This is a genomic window from Hansschlegelia sp. KR7-227 (assembly GCF_049446035.1).
In the GTDB taxonomy this organism is placed as follows: Bacteria; Pseudomonadota; Alphaproteobacteria; order Rhizobiales; family Methylopilaceae; genus Methylopila.
The window spans coordinates 177,315-194,482 of record NZ_JBMSEA010000002.1; the positions used below are offsets into that span (position 1 = coordinate 177,315).

Consider the following 17,168-nt stretch of genomic DNA (forward strand, 5'->3'; position numbering starts at 1 on the left):
GTTTGCGCCCGAGCCCGGAATCGCGTTCGAAGAAGGCGACAACGGCTCCTTCCAGAACCGAGCTATGACCGACGCCTCTCCCGTCACGGCGCGCCCGACGCCGATGATGGAGCAGTACATCGAGATCAAGACCGCCAATCCGGACAGCCTGCTGTTCTACCGGATGGGGGATTTCTACGAGCTGTTCTTCGGCGACGCCGAGGTGGCGAGCCGCACGTTGGGGATCGCGCTGACCAAGCGCGGCAAGCATCTCGGCGAGGACATTCCGATGTGCGGCGTGCCGGTGGAGCGCGCCGACGACTACCTTCAGCGCCTGATCGCCGCCGGCCATCGCGTCGCCGTCTGCGAGCAGACGGAGGACCCGAAGGAGGCGCGGAAGCGCGGACCGAAATCGGTCGTGCGCCGCGACGTGGTGCGGCTCGTCACGCCGGGGACGCTCACCGAGGACACGCTGCTGGAGCCGCGCCGGGCGAACCTGCTCGCGGCGCTCGTTCGCGGCCGGAGCGCAGACGGCGGAATTGTCTTCGGCCTCGCTCATGTCGACGTCTCCACCGGCGCCTTCGCGGTGGGCGAGACGCCGGCGGCCGGCCTCGGAGCAGCGCTGGCGCGGCTCGACGCGGCCGAGGTTCTCGTTCCCGAAGCCCTGGTGGCGGAGCTCGGGCCGGCGCTCGACGAAACCCGCGCGGCCGTCACGCCCGTCGGACGCGACGTGGCCGATCCCGCCCGCGCGGAGGCGCGGCTCGCCGCGCATTTCGGCGTCGCGACCACCGAAGCCTTCGGAGCGCTGTCGAAGCCTGAACTGTCCGCCGCCGCCGCGATCGTCGCCTATCTCGAGCGCACCCAGCTCGCGAGCCGCCCGCCGCTGTCGCGGCCCGCTCGCGAGGGTGGCGGAACGATCATGGAGATCGATGCCGCCACGCGCGCCAATCTCGAGCTCGTTCGAAGGCTTTCGGGCGAGCGCGAGGGCAGCCTGCTCGATGCGGTCGATCGATGCGTCACCCCCGGCGGCTCCCGCCTGCTGGCCGCCCGGATCGCGGGACCCCTGCTCGATCCGGCGGCCATCGCGCGCCGTCACGACGCCGTCGCCGCGCTGATCGAGGCGCCGGACCTGCGCCGCCCCGTCCGGGCGGCGCTCGCCCGCGCGCCCGACCTCGCCCGCGCAGGCCAGCGCGTCGCCTTCGGACGCGGCGGCCCGCGCGACCTCGCCGCCATCCGCGACGCGCTCGACGCGGCGCACGCGCTGGCGATACGGCTGAACGCGCTCGAGGACGCACCGGAGGAGCTCTCCGGCGTCGCGCGCGCGCTCGACGCCGCGGATCATGGGCTCGCGCTCGACCTCAGGCGGACGCTGGACGACGACCTTCCGCTGCTGCGCCGCGACGGCGGCTTCGTGCGGCCCGGCTGCGACGCGGAGCTCGACGCCACGCGCGCCCTGCGCGACGAGAGCCGCAAGGTGATCGCCCAGCTGCAGGCGGCCTATGCAGAGCAGACGGAGATCCGGACGCTGCGCATCAAGCACAACAACGTGCTGGGCTATTTCATCGAGGCGCCGCAGGCGCATGGCGAGCGGCTGCTGAAGGCGCCGCACGCCGAGACGTTCGTGCACCGCCAGACCATGGCCGGCGCGATGCGCTTCACCACGACCGAGCTCGGCGACCTCGAACGCCGGATCGGCGACGCCGCCGACACCGCGCTTGCGATCGAGCTCGGCGTGTTCGACCGGCTGGCGGCGCGGGTGACGGACAGCTGGGAGACGTCGCGCGCCTGCGCCGACGCGCTCGCCGCGCTCGACGTCGCGGCGGGGCTCGCCGAAGTCGCGGTCGAGGAGTCGCATGTTCGGCCGCATGTCGACGACGGGCTCGACTTCCGCCTTGAGGGCGCGCGCCACCCCGTGGTCGAAACGGCGCTGCGGCGCGAGGGCAAGCCGTTCGTCCCGAACGACGCGGACCTCTCGGCGCCGGACGCCGCGGGCGGCCTGATCCAGCTTGTCACCGGCCCGAACATGGGCGGCAAGTCGACCTATCTCCGACAGGCCGCGCTCTGCGCGGTGCTCGCCCAGGCCGGCGCCTTCGTTCCGGCGAAGGCGGCGCGCATCGGCGTCGTCGACCGGCTCTATTCGCGCGTCGGCGCGGCCGACGACCTCGCCCGGGGCCGCTCGACCTTCATGGTCGAGATGGTCGAGACCGCCGCCATCCTGAACACGGCGGGCCCGCGCTCGCTGGTGATCCTCGACGAGATCGGCCGCGGCACCGCGACCTTCGACGGCCTGTCGATCGCGTGGGCTGCGATTGAGCACCTGCACGAGGTCAATCGCTGCCGCGCGCTGTTCGCGACGCATTTTCACGAGCTGACCGCCCTCGCGCGCCGCCTGCCGCGCCTGCGGAACGCCACCGTCCGCGTCGCGGAGTGGAAGGGCGAGGTGGTGTTTCTCCATGAGGTCGCGGCTGGCGTCGCCGACCGCTCCTACGGGATCCAGGTCGCGAAGCTCGCCGGGCTGCCGTCCGCCGTGGTGAAGCGCGCCAAGGCCGTGCTCGACGAGTTGGAGGCCGCCGATCGCGCATCTCCGGTCGAGCGCATGATCGACGACCTGCCGTTATTCGCCGCCATCCGCAAGGCGCCTGACGCCGAGTTGGACGCGGCTCTGGCCGCGCTCGACGCGGTCGATCCGGACGCCCTGACGCCGCGCGAAGCCCTTGAGGCGCTCTACCGCCTGAAGGGGCTCAGGGGCGCCTGAGGGAGCGGTCTGCGTTTGCGGCGTGGCGGCTCCCGCCATAGATAGCGCCTTCACCATTGCGCCGTTATGGTCCGCGACCGCGGCTGAGCCCCCGCAAAACCCGACACGAGTCGCTACCGCTCAATGTCCACCGTCCGTCAACGCCTGCGCGTCGTGCGCGACGCCCGTGAGATCGTCGATCGCGACGCGCTGATCGTCGAACTCGCCGAGATCGCCGAGACGTTCCGCGAGGACGGCGCGAAGCGCCACGCCGCGGTGGTCGGCCGGCTCAAGGCGGTGCTCGCCAAAGGCCACGCCACCGCCCGCGCATGGCTGAACGAGGACGCCGACGGGACCGCCTGCGCCGAACGCCTGTCCGCGCTGATGGACGGCGTCGTCTCCGCCCTGTTTCATCATGCGGCGACCGATCTCTACCCGCGCGTGAACCCGTCTTCCGGCGAGCGGATCTGCGTCGCGGCGGTCGGCGGCTACGGCCGCGGGGCGATGGCGCCTGGTTCCGACGTCGATCTGCTGTTCGTGCTGCCTTACAAGCAGACCGCCTGGGGCGAGAGCGTGGTCGAGGCCATGCTCTACGTGCTGTGGGACCTCGGCCTGAAGGTCGGGCACGCCACCCGCTCGATCGACGAATGCGTGCGCCTGTCGCGCGCCGACATGACGATCCGCACCGCCGTCCTCGAGGCCCGCTACGTCGCCGGCGACGCCGAGCTCCTCGAGGAGAAGATGCGCCGCTTCGACGCCGAGGTCGTCGAAGGCACGGCCGCGGAGTTCGCGGCCGCAAAGCTTGCGGAGCGCGACGCCCGGCTCGGCCGCTCGGGCGGTTCGCGCTACCTCGTCGAGCCCAACGTCAAGGAGGGCAAAGGCGGGCTGCGCGACCTCCATACCCTGTTCTGGATCGCCAAATACGTCTACCGCGTGAGCGACGTCGCCGACCTGGTGGGCGTCGGGCTGTTCTCGGCGGCGGAGCTTCGCCTGTTCCGGAAGTGCGAGGACTTCCTCTGGGCGGTGCGCTGCCACCTGCATTTCATCACGGGGCGGGCCGAGGACCGGCTGTCCTTCGACCTGCAGCGCGAGATCGCGGTCGCGCTCGGCTACACCGAGCATCCCGGCCTGCGCGACGTCGAACGCTTCATGAAGCACTACTTCCTTGTCGCGAAGGACGTCGGCGACCTCACCGCCATCATGTGCCATGCGCTCGAGGAGCGGCAGGACAAGCCGAAGCCGAGGCTCGACCGCTTCCTCACCCGCTTCCGCCGCCCGCGCATCCGTTCGGTCAAGGAGAACGCCGGCTTCGTGATCGACCACGACCGGCTGAACGTTCGCGACGACAAGACCTTCGCGACCGACCCCGTGAACATGATCCGGTTCTTCGCGATCGCGGACGCGAACGGCCTCGCGCTGCACCCTTATGCGGTCCGGCTGCTCACCAAGTCGCTGAAGCTCATCGACGGCCGCCTGCGCGACAACGCCGAGGCGAACGCGCTGTTTCTCGAGATTCTGACCTCGCGCCGGTCGCCCGAGACGATCCTCCGGCGGATGAACGAGACCGGCGTGCTCGGCCGCTTCATTCCCGACTTCGGGCGCATCGTCGCGATGATGCAGTTCAACATGTACCACCACTACACGGTGGACGAGCACCTGCTGCGGGCGGTCGGCATCCTCGCCCAGATCGACGCCGGCGAAGAGGCCGACAACCATCCGCTCTCCAACGAGCTGATGCCGACGGTGCGCGACCGCACCGCGCTCTATGTCGCGCTGTTCCTGCACGACGTCGCGAAGGGTCGCCCTGAGGACCATTCGGTCGCCGGCGCGAAGATCGCGCGGCGGCTCTGCCCGCGGCTCGGCCTGTCGCCGCAGCAGACCGAGACGGTCGCCTGGCTGATCGAGCAGCATCTGACGATGTCGATCGTCGCCCAGTCGCGCGACCTGTCGGACCGCCGCACGATCGACGACTTCGCCAAGATCGTTCAGTCGCCGGAGCGGCTGAAGATGCTGCTCATCCTGACGATCGCCGACATCAAGGCGGTGGGGCCGGGGGTGTGGAACGGCTGGAAGGGCCAGCTTCTGCGCACGCTCTATTGGGCGACCGAGCTCGTGCTGACCGGCGGCCATTCCGCGGGGGACCGCAGAAATCTCGTCGACACCGCCAAGCACGAACTGCGCGAGCGGCTCTCCGACTGGACGGACGCGGCGTTCGAGGCCTATGCCCAACGCCACTATCCTCCCTACTGGCTCAAGGTGGAGCCGGAGCGGGCGGAGCGCCACGCTCGCCTGCTTGCGGGCGCCGACGCGGCCGACGAGAAGCTCGCGACCGCGATCGCGACGGACGCGTTCCGCGGCGTGACCGAGCTCACCGTCTTCGCGCCCGACCATCCGAAGCTCCTGTCGGTGATCGCCGGCGCCTGCGCGGCGGCCGGCGCCAACATCGTCGACGCGCACATCCACACCACGACCGACGGCTTCGCGCTCGATTCGATCTTCATCGGCCGCGCCTTCGCCGAGGACGACGACGAACTCCGCCGCGCGCGTCGCATCGCCGACAGCGTGGAGCAGTCCCTGCGCGGCGAGATCCGGCTGTTCGAGATCGTCGCCAACAAGGCCAGGGCGGGGGCGAGGAGCCGGGCCCGCGCCTTCGAGATTCCGGCCGAGGTCACCGTCACCAACGCTTGGTCGGACCGCCACACCGTGATCGAGGTGGTCGGCCTCGACCGGCCGGGCCTGCTCTACGAGCTCACCAACGCGATCTCGCGTCTCAACCTCAACATCGCCTCCGCCCATGTCGCGACCTTCGGCGAGCGCGCGGTCGACGTGTTCTACGTCACGGACCTGATGGGGGCCAAGATCTCCAGCGCCAGCCGCCAGGCGACCATCCGCGCCCGCATGAAGGCCGCCTTCGAGGGCGAGGCGAAAACCAAGACGGACGAGAAGGCCCGCGAGAAGGCGGTCGCCAAATAACGCGCGGTCCCTTGCGCGTCGCAGAGCGGCCGCGTCGTCGCGGCATGGCCCGCGGGTGTCCCCCGGCCGACGACGATGCTATTGTCCCGCCGCGTCCCCGAGCGATATAGGGGTCTTAAATTACCCCTTTCGACCATCGACCCGAAGGCCCGTCTTGTCCGCAGCCGCACCCGACCTCGCAGCGCTCCCGGAACGCCAGCTCGCCGCCGCCGCGCACAAGATCTGCGCGGACCTGACGGCCGCGAAGCCCGCGATCTACTGGGCGGACCTCGTTCTCACCGCCTGCGTGGCCTACGCCGGCTTCGCGGGCGCGATCCTGCTCCCGACGTTCGGCCTGAAGGCCGCCGCCTTCGTCGTCTCCGTGCTCGCCTTCTATCGCGGCGTCAGCTTCATCCACGAGGTCAGCCATCTGCGGGCGAGCGACGTGCCGGGCTTCAAGGCCGGCTACAACGTTCTGATCGGCGTGCCCTATCTCGTGCCCTCGCTGATGTATGAGGGCGTTCACAACCAGCATCACGCCAAGTCGCGCTACGGCACGATCCTCGACCCGGAATACATGCCGCTCGCCCGCCAGACGGTCTGGCACGTGATCGGCTTCGTGCTCGTCTCGGCGTTGGCGCCTATCGGGCTGCTGATCCGTTTCGCCGTGCTGGCGCCGCTCGCCGCGATCCTTCCGCCGGTGAGGACCTTCATGATCGAGCGCTGTTCGGCGCTCTCGATCAACCCGCACTACAAGCGCGACCATCCGACGGAGGCGCAGCGCCCGCTCTGGATCACGCTCGAAGTCCTCTGCTCGGCCTGGGCGATCGCCTTTCTCGGGCTCACGATCGCGGGCGTCATTCCGCTCCAAATCTTCCTGACCGCGCTCGCCCTCGGCTCCGCCGTGGCTGTCCTCAACCAGGTCCGGACGCTCGCCGCCCATCACTGGGAGAACGAGGGCGACGAGATGACGTCGACGGGCCAGTTCCTCGACTCGGTCAACGTGCCGCCGCCGGCGACGCTTCCCATGCTTTGGGCGCCCGTCGGCCTGCGCTACCACGGGCTGCACCATCTGCTGCCGCGTTTGCCCTACCACGCGCTCGGCGCCGCCCATCGCCGGCTGTGCGAGGCCCTGCCGGCCGACTCCGCCTATCACAAGGGGAGTCACCGCGGCTTCTGGCATGTGACAGGTCGCCTGCTCGGCGCCATCCGCGACCGGCGCCGCGCGACGGCGACGGAGATCGTCGCGGGCGAGTGAGCGCCTGGTCGCGACTTAGGCGCGATAGTCCTTCGGCGTGCGTCCGAACCTGCGCTTGAAGGCCCGGTTGAAGGTCGAAATGTCGGCGAAGCCCCACCGGAAGGCGAGCTCCGAGATCGGCGGCCGTCGTCCACGCATCGTGACCAGCTCCGATCGGATGCGTTCCAGACGCTCAGCGGTCACGTAGCCTCCGAACGTCGTGCCCGAGCGGATGAACAGCTTGTGGACGTAGCGTTCCGACACTCCGAAGCGCTCGGCCGCCCGCCACGGCTTGAGATCGGGATCGGCAATGTTCTGGTCCACGAACCGCATGACGTCGTCCAGCAAGCCGCGGCGTTCCCGCGGCTGGCCGCGCCTGACGGCCTCGACGCCGTCGTCGAGCGAAATCGGAAGCAGGCAGGCGCAAGCGTCGAGCAACGCCGACAGCTGGCCGGCCGAAGAGGGCGACGACAGCTCCCGCGTCAGCATGTCGAGGCACGCAACCAGCGGCTCGATCGGCCTTCCCGCCGGACCCAGGCGCGTCAGATCGCGGCTGTCGAAGCCGTCGCCCATCCTCAACCGCGCAGTAGGGATGATGAAAGCGAGATTGTCGCAGCCGCAATCCGGCTTCTCCGTCAGAACGGTGGGCACATGGCTGTGATAGAGGACCAGCTCGCCGGGCTTGGCGACGACGCGCTCCCCGGCCTGTTCGACCTGGAGTTCGCCTGAGAACACGTAATTGCCGTGCAGGCACTCGACGGACGAGTTCGCGATGTCTCGCATCGTCTTCCGGGCGACGATCGAGCTCGTATGGACCCGGCCGACGGCTCCGTTTTCAAGGGCGATGCTTTGCACCCGACCGTGGAAGTCGGAGCCCGCGAATTGCGGCGTCCATGGCATGAAGGCCGAACACACCGCCTCGCGGAACCGGGCGAACGCCTGGCTCGCCGGAGCGTAGTGGCTGTCCCACACCTCGACACGGGGCGGTTCCGGCGCAGCTCCCGCGGACATCTCGTCGAGCATGCCCTTGGCCTTCGCGTTGTCCCGCCGCATCAGGCTTTCCACTGCGCGGGCCCTGCATTCGACGACCCTTCGCCGTAGTCTGACGTCGGCTTTCAACGTTGTCAGCAATAAATCACACATTCAACGCCAGAGCGAAGTCGTAAAGGGCGCGCAATCTGACCTATACTGCGCCGCATCATAGAGGGCTCCTACTTCTATCAAGCTTTCTTCGATTAAGAGGAGTTGCGCGGCTGCGAGATGCAGCTGCGGCGTTTTCTGGCTTTCCAACGCGAAACCCCGGGGGACGAGCCCCCGGGGTCCTTCATTCGTCATCGATCGGAGTTGACGACACCCCGGTCGTCATTTCGTGGCGGCGGATGCGGTCACGCGCGGGTGATAGGGCAGGATCTGGTCCCACAGATTGCATTTGTGTTCGGCGACGAAGGCCGCCGGCGTGATCGGCTGCGAGAACGGGATGTTCTGCTCCAGCACCCCGGGCAGGTACTTCCTGGCCGTGAAGCGGGGCCACGGGCTGTTGCCGACGCCGTTCGGATTGCCCGACCAGGCGAAGTTGGTCCAGGCCGTGACGAGCTCGTTGGACAGCTTCCGCTGCTTGGCGTTGAGGTTGTGCGGGATGCCTTCGTCGCCGCCATGCCAGCCAGGGAAGAGATACTGGATGTCGGCCGTGTGATAGGCGAGCGACAGATAGCCCGGCATCTTGGGGAAGTAGGTCGGCGCCGTCCGATCCGCGAACTGGTAGGCGTAGACCGGCACCTGGCTTGAGAGCAGCATGTTGGTGTTGAGCTGCGTGCACTGGGTCGTGTCGCTGGCGATGGCGCTCAGCGCCAGCAGCGGCGAGGCGTAGGCCGACAAGGGATAGCTTCTCCGGACACGGGCCTGCGCGTTCGCCGGATAGGTCGGTCCGCCGTAGATCGCGAGCCTCGCCTTGTAGTCGGCCTCCGTCGCGGGCGTCTGTCCCGGCCGGAAATACTGCGCGATGCCGAGCGAGAAGGTCGCCTCGTCGATCGTCGCGCCGCTCATGACGGGCATCTTGTTGAAGTCGCCGGACGCCAGGGCGTCCACGAACCGGCCGGGAATGACCTGGCCGTCTTCGATGAGGCCGCTGATATAGGCGCTGTTGGCGCTTTGCGTGCCCGCCAGGTTGAAGACCTGCTGGGGCGTGAGCCGGCGCAGGCAGGCGGCGGTCGCGGCGTCCGCGCCCGAGCCGCAGCCGGCCGCGACCGCCATGTTCTTCGCGTTGGTCTCGGCGGTTGCGAGCGGAGTGGTCGAGCCCACCCCGCTCTGCAGGATGGCGCGGTGGAACAGGCCCGCCGAGCGCGGCGAGGTCATGTTGGCCATGGTGTCCGAGGCGCCGGCGGACTGCCCGCCGAGCGTCACGTTGTTCCGATCGCCGCCGAAGGCCGCGATGTTCCGCTTCACCCACCGCAGCACGGACTGCTGGTCCATGACGCCATAATTGCCGAAGGGGTGCCCTTCCGCGTTGATGGCCGGATGCGCGAAGAAGCCCATCAGGTTCAGGCGATAGTTCATCGTGACCACGACCGTCTTGCCGTCGCGCGCCATCTTGGAGCCGTCATAGGCGTCGCTCGCGCCGTCGACATTGCCGCCGCCGTGGATCCACACGATCACGGGCAGCTTGCCCGCGCCCAGATTGGCCGCCGGCGCGTAAACGTTGAGATAGAGACAGTCCTCATTGGTGTTCTGCGGGCCTGCGAACGGGCCGAGCGTCGTGACTTGCAGGCATTGGGGCCCAAACGTCGTGGCGTCGAGCACCTTGGTCCAGCTCTTCATCTTCCGAGGCGGCATCCAGCGCAGCGGGCCGACCGGCGGCTGCGCATAGGGAATGCCGTAGAAGCGGGCGACGTCGCCCTCCACGAAGCCGCGGACCGGACCAGTGTCGGTCGTCACCTTCGGACCTGGAGCGGCCTCCGACGGCTGGGGCGCCGCGAACGCCGCCGCCGCAAGGGCGGCTCCCGCCAGAATCGCCGCGCGGCCGGATCGCCCTGCTCTTGCGCGCGCATCTCTCAACGTCGCCATTTCGTCGTCCTCCCTGACGTCTTTTTGTGCCGGCGCGGTTCCGAGCGGCGTCGTCCGTCAGCGCGAACGCTGACCTCGAGCCGCTCGGGCCGCTCGCCGGACGGGCAGTGTGGCGAGCGCGGGCCGGAATAATCTCGGCGCTGAAGGAAGCGGAAGCAGGCGCGCAGAGAACCGACGAGCGCGCTCAACGACCGTGCCCGCCGGGGAGGGCGTCGCGGAGGACCAATCGGGCGAAGGATCGACCGGCGGACCCTGACCGCCTCGTTCGCGGCCCCAGCGCGGCGGACGACCAATCGATCGGACGCCGCCGAGCGCCTGATCTCCTTGCCGTTGCGCTCGCCCCCTGCTATCCGCGGCGCCATGGCCGCCGCACCGCAAAACAACATTCGCAACTTCTCGATCGTCGCGCATATCGACCACGGAAAGTCGACGCTCGCCGACCGTCTCATCCAGCTCACGGGCGGGCTGCAGGCCCGCGAGATGACCGAGCAGGTGCTCGACTCGATGGACATCGAGAAGGAGCGCGGGATCACCATCAAGGCGCAGACGGTGCGCCTCACCTACCCCGCGCAGGACGGCCAGACCTACATCCTCAATCTCATGGACACGCCGGGGCACGTCGACTTCGCCTACGAGGTCTCCCGGTCGCTCGCCGCCTGCGAGGGCTCGCTGCTGGTGGTCGACGCGAGCCAGGGCGTTGAGGCGCAGACGCTCGCCAATGTCTACCAGGCGCTCGACAACGGCCACGAGATCGTGCCCGTCCTGAACAAGATCGACCTGCCCGCCGCCGAGCCCGAGCGGGTGAAGGAGCAGATCGAGGAGGTGATTGGCCTCGACGCCTCCGACGCGGTGCCGATCTCGGCCAAGTCCGGCCTCGGCATCGACCTCGTGCTGGAGGCGATCGTCAAGCGTCTGCCGCCGCCGAAGGGCGACCGCGCGGCGCCGCTGAAGGCGCTGCTGGTCGACAGCTGGTACGACACCTATCTTGGCGTCGTCGTGCTGGTGCGGATCGTTGACGGCGTCCTGAAGAAGGGCATGAAGATCCGCCTGATGGGCGCCGACGCCGTCTACGACGTCGATCGAATCGGCGTCTTCACCCCGAAGATGACCGACATCGCGGAGCTCGGCGTCGGCGAGATCGGCTTCTTCACCGGCTCCATCAAGGAGGTGGCGGACACCCGCGTCGGCGACACCATCACCGAGGACAAGCGCCAGACGGCCCAGATGCTTCCGGGCTTCAAGCCCGCCCAGCCCGTGGTGTTCTGCGGCCTCTTCCCCGTCGACGCCGCCGACTTCGACGATTTGCGCGCCGCGATGGGCAAGCTGCGCCTCAACGACGCCAGCTTCTCCTTCGAGATGGAGAGCTCGGCCGCGCTCGGCTTCGGCTTCCGCTGCGGCTTCCTCGGCCTGCTGCATCTGGAGATCATCCAGGAGCGGCTGGAGCGCGAGTTCAACCTCGATTTGATCGCGACCGCGCCCTCGGTGATCTACAAGATCAACCTCACCGACGGGACCGAGATCGATCTGCACAATCCGGCCGACATGCCGGACGTGATGAAGATCGCCGAGATCAACGAGCCCTGGATCAAGGCGACGATCCTGACCCCGGACGACTATCTCGGCGCCGTGCTGAAGCTCTGCCAGGACCGGCGCGGCCTGCAGATCGACCTGTCCTATGTCGGCAAGCGCGCCATGGTGGTCTACGACCTGCCGCTGAACGAGGTGGTGTTCGACTTCTACGACCGGCTGAAATCGATCTCCAAGGGCTACGCCTCGTTCGACTACCACATCACCGACTACCGGGTCGGCGACCTCGTGAAGATGTCGATCCTCGTCAACGCCGAGCCGGTCGACGCGCTCTCGATGCTGGTCCACCGCACCCGCGCGGAGGCCCGCGGCCGGGTGATGTGCGAGAAGCTCAAGGAGCTGATCCCGCCGCACCTCTTCGTCATCCCGGTTCAGGCGGCGATCGGCGGCAAGATCATCGCCCGCGAGACCATTCGGGCGCTGCGCAAGGACGTGACCGCGAAATGCTACGGCGGCGACGCCAGCCGCAAGCGCAAGCTGCTCGACAAGCAGAAGGCCGGCAAGAAGAAGCTTCGTCAGTTCGGCCGCGTGGAGATTCCGCAGGAGGCCTTCATCGCCGCGCTGAAGATGGACGAGTGAGACGCGCTTGGGCGATCTGTCCCACAATGAGCGGCTGAAGCTTACGGCGACCTATGTGAACGGGCTCGCGATCGCCGTCGCCGCAGTGGGCGGCTTCGCCCCGATCTTCAGCATGCTCGCCGCGCAGACCGCGCCGACGTGGTTGCTCATCGTCTTCGTGGCGGTTTGTTTTCCGTTCAGCATCGTCCTACATTTGGTGGCGAGACGCGCCCTGCGAGGACTGCGCGAATGACGACGCTCCAGATTCTGCTCTTCTTCTCGATGCCGATCGGCGCCGCGCTCATCGGCGTCGGCGCCTACATTCTCACGACCCCGAGCAAGACGCCCGCCCCGGCCCGGGCCCGAGGAAGGCGCTGAGCGCTTCCGCCGGCTGGTCCGGATTCTTCAGTTCGCACTCCCACAGCGTCAGCGTCTCCCAGCCAAGGGCCTGAAGCTCCCCGCGCACCCGCGCGTCCCGCGCCATGTTCCGCGCGATCTTGACTGTCCAATACTCGGCGTTCGTCTTCGGCATGCGGGCGCCGCGGGCGCAATCGTGGCCGTGCCAGAAACAGCCATGGACGAAGATCGCCTTCTTCCGCGAGGGAAAGACGAGGTCGGGGCTGCCCGGCAGGTCCTTGCGGTGGAGGCGGAAGCGGTAGCCGAGCGCGTGGGCGGCGCGGCGCACGACCATCTCCGGCCTGGTGTCGCGGCCCTTCACAGCGCGCATGACGGCGGAGCGTTCGGGGGAGGGAAGCGTGAGAGCGGCCATAGATCGAATCTTTAGGTCAAGGCCGCCTGCGAATGAACCGTCGCGCTCCGCCTCCCGCGGCTTTCAGGCGCGACGTCCCCGCCGAGCGCCGCGATCACGGTCGTGGGCCGACCCGGCGACAACGGGCCGGTTGAAGACGTGGGGGCCGCGTCACCCCGCAAGCCGCTCTCTCGCTCTCGCCGCTCCTTCCGCATGGAGCAGCGGTTCAAACAGATTGTTCGCAAGGAATCGCACGACGGGCGCGACCACCCCGTCGCCGGCCAGCCGATAGGCGTCGTTATATCTTGCCGGCAAAATATAGTCGTCGCTCAGCCCCATCAGCCGGACCGCCTCCCGCGGCGAGAGCAGCCGCGTGCGCGCCGCGCCGTTCTCGATCGCGACCAGCGTCTGGCGACTGGAGCCGCCGGCGGGCGTCCTCAGGCAACCCGCGCGACCGTCGAAGCGGGCTTCGGCGGCCTGTCTCTTGCCGCCCGCCCCGTCCGGGCGGATGCGCTTGTAGATCGTGCCGATCCGGCGAGCGCCGCTTCGCTTCAGCGCCGCCAACCGCTCCTGGTGCAACGGAGACATGAGCGCGACGAGCGCCGCCGTTTCGTCTTGCCCGTGCCAGCGGACGCCGACCGGTGGGTCCTCTATGAGATCCTCGAGACGGAGCGCGTTGGCGCAGGGCGGCGGAAGGCGCCACCATAGCCAGTCCGTCCGGGTCTGCGCGTCGAGTCGGGCGACGGCCGCAAGCAGCGCCTTCGAATGCCATCGCGGGTCCGGCCCCGCCGTGGTGATCGCAGGCGCGTCCGCCTCGTCCCGGTCGACCGCGACGATGAACAGCCGTGGCCGCGACTGGGGGACGAAGAGAGCGGCGTCGATCACCAGCGCGCCGAAGCGATAGCCGGCTTCAGACAGCGCCCGCCCGATCGCCGCGAAATCGCCGCCGCCGCGCGAGCTGAGCGCGCCGCACACGTTTTCAAGCGCAAGAATACGCGGGGGCCGGCCCTCGGCGCGCAAACGGCCGACCAGCGCCATGAAACCCCAGTACGCCCCGGAGCGGGTCCCTGCGAGCCCGGCGCCGCGCCCGGCGAGCGACAGGTCCTGACAGGGAAAGGAGCCCCACGCGAGATCGGCGCGGCCGGGAAGCTGATCGGCGCGCACATCGTGCACGTCGCCGACCTGCAGCTCGTCGCCGCCCCAATTCGCGCGATAGCTCGCAGCCTTCTTCGGCGAGAGGTCATTTGCGAACGTGCAGCGCCAGGAGGGGCCGAGCCCGGCCCGCACCATGCCGCCGCCCGCGAAGAACTCGTAGAACGTGTAGCCGCTCAGACGGCTCTTCGCCGCGACGCCAGGACCCGGCGTGAGGGTCGCGGCCGACAGGTCACTCGTCCTTGACGGTCTGGTCGTCCACCTTGGCGTCGACGACGTTCTTCTTGATCGATTCGATCGCCTTCATGGCCGACGCCTTGGCCGCGTAGCCCTCGGAGCCGAACATCGGTTCGCCGTTCGACGCGAGGAAGCGGAAGCGGAACTCGCCCTTCTTGTCCTTGTAGACCTCGAACTTCGCCATAGCCTGTCTCCCAGCCGGGTTCTCTGTCGCCCGAATCGCAGGCTAGAGCCAATTTTACGTTCGAGCCAAGGGGAACCGAAGACAGGTCGGTGGATATCGCGTCGTACCTGGCTCCTCCAGTTGCGGGCGACGAGCAGGGCGCGCCGCCTGTGAACCGACTGCGGCGCCTCGTTGGGGCGGTCTATGGCGACCTCGTCAAAGCCGGCGAACGCCTCGTCAACGGTCGATCGGCGTCAGTTTCGGAGGAGGCGCGGCCCTCGCCCTTGACAGCCATGAGCCGCATTTCGGCGCAGAGACGCTCGAGCTCGTCGGGCAAAGCACGATCGAGATCGGTCACATGCTTCTGCCGCAGCGTCTCGCCCAGGCTGCTCAGAATGTCGCGATCAAGACCCACGCTCGCCTCCTATGCATGCAGGGGCAACGGAAGGCGAGGGTATTGGGTTCCGCCTCAGTTACAGTGCTTGCTGTCGGGGGACGCCCGGACGCTGCGTGCTGTCGACCGAACGCGCGCTTGCAAAGAGCCTGCTCGGGGAGGATGCGGCCCGCCGGCAGCCCGGCGGGCCGCGACGTCAGAGAGAGGCGAGCAGCGCCTCGGCGCTGGACAGGTCCGCCTTGCCGGGCGAGTCCTCCACGGCGAGATAGCTCACCGTCATATCGTCGAGCACCATCGCGTAGCGCTTGGAGCGGAGCCCGAGCCCGCCGGCGGAGGCGTCGAAGTCGAGGCCGATCGCCGTGGCGAAGTCGCCATTGCCGTCGGACAGGAACTCGATCTTGTCTTTTGCGCCGGTCGCCTCGGCCCAGGCGTTCATTACGAAGGGGTCGTTGACGGACGTGACGGCGACGACGTCCACGCCCTTGGCCTGCAGCGCGTCGAGGTTGGTGAGATAGCCGGGCAGATGGTTCTTGTGGCAGGTCGGCGTGAACGCGCCGGGGACGGCGAACAGCACGGCCTTCTTACCGGCGAACAGCTCGTCCGCCATCACCGTCTCCGGCCCATTCGGGCCGAGGCGACGAAAAGTGGTGTTGGGCAGGCGGGCGCCGACCTCGATCGCCATGGCAAGCTCTCCTCGGGAGCGCGGAAGGCGGTCGCCGTCCGCTTCAGCGGGAGATTTAAGGCTTGCCGCCGACGGCGTCGAGGGCGACCGCAGTCTCGATCGCCGCGCCTCCGGCCGCGAGCGTCAGCTTGACGCCGGACGCGGGCAGGTCGCGCTCCTCGAAGGTCATGCGGAAGCGCGCCCTGCCCTTCTCCGGTGCGCCGATGGGTTCGGGCGCCGGCGCGTAGTCGCCGGCGCCCGTCTCTGCAAAAAGCGTCGGAGCGCCGCCCTCCTCCGGAACGGCGACCTCGATGTCGAGGGCGGCCGCTCCGTCCGGACCCGAGACGCGGGTGACCGTTTCAACCGCGAGCGGGGCGCGATCGCCGAGGCGCATCGGCTTGGGCGTCTTCGTTTCCGCGCGGCGAACGTCCGCAGCCGCCGGACCGTCGCGGCCCCCTGACGTTCCGAGCTCCAGCGTCGTCTCCGAGCGCATCGGCACGCAGACGGCTTCGCAGACGCCGTAATCCGCGACCAGCTTCAACGTCACAGGCGTGGACGGATCGCGCGGGCGCACCGTCACCGGCAGCGTCACCGCGTCGTGATAGACGTTGACCACGCCGTCCCCGTCCGCCTGCCGCTCCGGCGCAGGAAAAGCGACGCTCGCCTCCGCCAGATTGCTCGAGCCGGAAAAATCGAAGCGCGGCGGCACGCCGCTCGCCCCGGGCTGGCGCCAGTAGGTCTTCCAGCCGCGGTCGAGCCGAATGGCGATCGCGGCGAGCCGCGTGTCCGGCGCCGGGCCGGCGCCGGCGTCGACGAGGCGCAAGGCGGCCGGCCCATCGATCGCCCAGGGCGAAGTCGGCTCCGCCGCGCACGGGGACGCGATCCCTAGCGACAGCAGGACGAGAAGGGCCGGAGAGCGCGTCATCGCGCCGGAAGATAGAGCTTCGCGCAGGTCGACCAACGCAAACTGCCGTGAGCACAGTCGTCGCGAATTCGATCGCGGCCGTCGGTCGCGTTCGAGTTCGCGCCCACACGCCTTCCAAAAGCCCGGGATGCTCCCTAATTTCATCCGTGATGCCGCAGCTGCTTCGCAAACGTCCGCCGAACCGCAAGGACCGCTCGGGTTATCTCGACGGCCAGGTTCTGGTCGCCATGCCCTCGATGTCCGACGACCGCTTCTCGCGGACAGTGATCTATGTCTGCGCGCACTCCGCTGAGGGCGCGATGGGCATCGTGGTCAACAAGCCCGCGCCTCACATCAGCTTCCCCGACCTGCTGGTTCAGCTCGACGTCATCCCCGCGGGCGACGAGATCCGCCTCCCCGACGCAGCCGGAGCCATACAGGTGCTGCGCGGGGGCCCGGTGGAATCCGGGCGCGGCTTCGTGCTGCATTCGGCCGACTTCATGATCGAGGATTCGACGCTGCCGATCGACGACGGCATCTGCCTGACGGCGACGCTCGACATCCTGAAGGCGATCGCCAAAGGCGCCGGCCCGGAACGCGCGCTGCTCGCGCTCGGTTACGCCGGCTGGGCGCCGGGCCAGCTCGAAAGCGAAATTCAGGCGAATGGCTGGCTGAACTGTCCCGCCGACGGCGCGCTGGTGTTCGGCGAGGAGGTCGACACGAAGTACGAGCGCGCTCTCGCCAAGATCGGCATCGACCTCGGAAAGCTCTCGGGAGAGGCCGGTCACGCCTGAAAGTGCCG

Annotated in this window: 14 protein-coding genes; 6 read left to right on the forward strand and 8 right to left on the reverse strand. The window is 68.8% G+C overall.

Going from position 1 to position 17,168, the window contains the following annotated elements:
• Positions 1-64 precede the first annotated feature (64 nt).
• The 3 genes from mutS (at position 65) to ACO2RJ_RS16340 (ending at position 6,923) form a co-directional block, all read left to right on the forward strand.
• Entirely contained in the window at positions 65-2,734 is a 2,670-nt protein-coding gene (mutS, locus tag ACO2RJ_RS16330; protein ID WP_423269185.1) for a DNA mismatch repair protein MutS, read from the forward strand.
• A gap of 123 nt (positions 2,735-2,857) precedes the next feature.
• Positions 2,858-5,686 carry a [protein-PII] uridylyltransferase gene (locus ACO2RJ_RS16335; protein WP_423269186.1) on the forward strand — a complete coding sequence of 943 codons (2,829 nt, stop codon included), beginning with the start codon at positions 2,858-2,860 and terminating at the stop codon, positions 5,684-5,686.
• Positions 5,687-5,840: 154 nt separating this feature from the next.
• Positions 5,841-6,923 (forward strand): fatty acid desaturase family protein, encoded by a 1,083-nt coding sequence (locus ACO2RJ_RS16340; RefSeq protein WP_423269187.1) that lies wholly within the window; start codon positions 5,841-5,843, stop codon positions 6,921-6,923.
• 15 nt (positions 6,924-6,938) lie between these two features.
• On the opposite strand, the gene ACO2RJ_RS16345 is transcribed toward ACO2RJ_RS16340, so the two are convergent.
• Positions 6,939-7,955: a helix-turn-helix domain-containing protein gene (locus tag ACO2RJ_RS16345; RefSeq protein WP_423269188.1), complete on the reverse strand. Its 1,017-nt coding sequence runs from the start codon at positions 7,953-7,955 to the stop codon at positions 6,939-6,941.
• Positions 7,956-8,264: 309 nt separating this feature from the next.
• Positions 8,265-9,962, reverse strand: a complete 1,698-nt coding sequence (locus ACO2RJ_RS16350) for a carboxylesterase/lipase family protein (protein WP_423269189.1) — start codon at positions 9,960-9,962, stop codon at positions 8,265-8,267.
• A gap of 360 nt (positions 9,963-10,322) precedes the next feature.
• Between ACO2RJ_RS16350 and lepA the strand changes: the two genes are divergently transcribed.
• Both lepA and ACO2RJ_RS16360 read left to right on the forward strand, forming a co-directional pair.
• The gene (gene lepA, locus ACO2RJ_RS16355) at positions 10,323-12,128 is read left to right on the forward strand and encodes a translation elongation factor 4 (RefSeq protein WP_423269190.1); all 1,806 of its coding nucleotides are present in this window, start codon (positions 10,323-10,325) and stop codon (positions 12,126-12,128) included.
• 7 nt (positions 12,129-12,135) lie between these two features.
• On the forward strand, positions 12,136-12,360 hold the full coding sequence (locus ACO2RJ_RS16360; protein ID WP_423269191.1) for an amino acid transporter: 225 nt from the start codon (positions 12,136-12,138) through the stop codon (positions 12,358-12,360).
• Between the two features lie 72 nt (positions 12,361-12,432).
• Here ACO2RJ_RS16360 and ACO2RJ_RS16365 read toward each other — a convergent pair whose 3' ends face one another.
• The 6 genes from ACO2RJ_RS16365 to ACO2RJ_RS16390 form a co-directional block, all read right to left on the reverse strand.
• A complete protein-coding gene (locus tag ACO2RJ_RS16365; RefSeq protein WP_423269192.1) occupies positions 12,433-12,876 on the reverse strand; it encodes a very short patch repair endonuclease in 444 nt (147 codons plus the stop codon).
• 150 nt (positions 12,877-13,026) lie between these two features.
• A complete protein-coding gene (locus ACO2RJ_RS16370) occupies positions 13,027-14,187 on the reverse strand; it encodes a DNA cytosine methyltransferase (RefSeq protein WP_423269411.1) in 1,161 nt (386 codons plus the stop codon).
• Positions 14,188-14,239: 52 nt separating this feature from the next.
• Complete coding sequence (locus tag ACO2RJ_RS16375; protein WP_423269193.1) at positions 14,240-14,428, reverse strand: YegP family protein; 189 nt, start codon at positions 14,426-14,428, stop codon at positions 14,240-14,242.
• 181 nt (positions 14,429-14,609) lie between these two features.
• Positions 14,610-14,822 carry a hypothetical protein gene (locus ACO2RJ_RS16380; RefSeq protein ID WP_423269194.1) on the reverse strand — a complete coding sequence of 71 codons (213 nt, stop codon included), beginning with the start codon at positions 14,820-14,822 and terminating at the stop codon, positions 14,610-14,612.
• 175 nt (positions 14,823-14,997) lie between these two features.
• On the reverse strand, positions 14,998-15,483 hold the full coding sequence (locus ACO2RJ_RS16385; protein ID WP_423269195.1) for a peroxiredoxin: 486 nt from the start codon (positions 15,481-15,483) through the stop codon (positions 14,998-15,000).
• A 55-nt stretch (positions 15,484-15,538) separates the two neighbouring features.
• Positions 15,539-16,387 (reverse strand): protein-disulfide reductase DsbD domain-containing protein, encoded by an 849-nt coding sequence (locus tag ACO2RJ_RS16390; protein ID WP_423269196.1) that lies wholly within the window; start codon positions 16,385-16,387, stop codon positions 15,539-15,541.
• Between the two features lie 149 nt (positions 16,388-16,536).
• On the opposite strand from ACO2RJ_RS16390, the gene ACO2RJ_RS16395 reads away from it, so the two are divergent.
• Complete coding sequence (locus ACO2RJ_RS16395) at positions 16,537-17,160, forward strand: YqgE/AlgH family protein (protein ID WP_423269197.1); 624 nt, start codon at positions 16,537-16,539, stop codon at positions 17,158-17,160.
• Positions 17,161-17,168 lie beyond the last annotated feature (8 nt).

What these genes read in the sequence shown, in the direction of transcription:
- mutS (WP_423269185.1), top strand. Translation starts at nt 65, where the DNA reads ATGACCGACGCCTCTCCCGTCACGGCGCGCCCGACGCCGATGATGGAG.
- ACO2RJ_RS16335 (WP_423269186.1), top strand. Translation starts at nt 2,858, where the DNA reads ATGTCCACCGTCCGTCAACGCCTGCGCGTCGTGCGCGACGCCCGTGAG.
- ACO2RJ_RS16345 (WP_423269188.1), bottom strand. Translation starts at nt 7,955, where the DNA reads ATGCGGCGGGACAACGCGAAGGCCAAGGGCATGCTCGACGAGATGTCC.
- ACO2RJ_RS16350 (WP_423269189.1), bottom strand. Translation starts at nt 9,962, where the DNA reads ATGGCGACGTTGAGAGATGCGCGCGCAAGAGCAGGGCGATCCGGCCGC.
- lepA (WP_423269190.1), top strand. Translation starts at nt 10,323, where the DNA reads ATGGCCGCCGCACCGCAAAACAACATTCGCAACTTCTCGATCGTCGCG.
- ACO2RJ_RS16365 (WP_423269192.1), bottom strand. Translation starts at nt 12,876, where the DNA reads ATGGCCGCTCTCACGCTTCCCTCCCCCGAACGCTCCGCCGTCATGCGC.
- ACO2RJ_RS16375 (WP_423269193.1), bottom strand. Translation starts at nt 14,428, where the DNA reads ATGGCGAAGTTCGAGGTCTACAAGGACAAGAAGGGCGAGTTCCGCTTC.
- ACO2RJ_RS16385 (WP_423269195.1), bottom strand. Translation starts at nt 15,483, where the DNA reads ATGGCGATCGAGGTCGGCGCCCGCCTGCCCAACACCACTTTTCGTCGC.
- ACO2RJ_RS16390 (WP_423269196.1), bottom strand. Translation starts at nt 16,387, where the DNA reads ATGACGCGCTCTCCGGCCCTTCTCGTCCTGCTGTCGCTAGGGATCGCG.
- ACO2RJ_RS16395 (WP_423269197.1), top strand. Translation starts at nt 16,537, where the DNA reads ATGCCGCAGCTGCTTCGCAAACGTCCGCCGAACCGCAAGGACCGCTCG.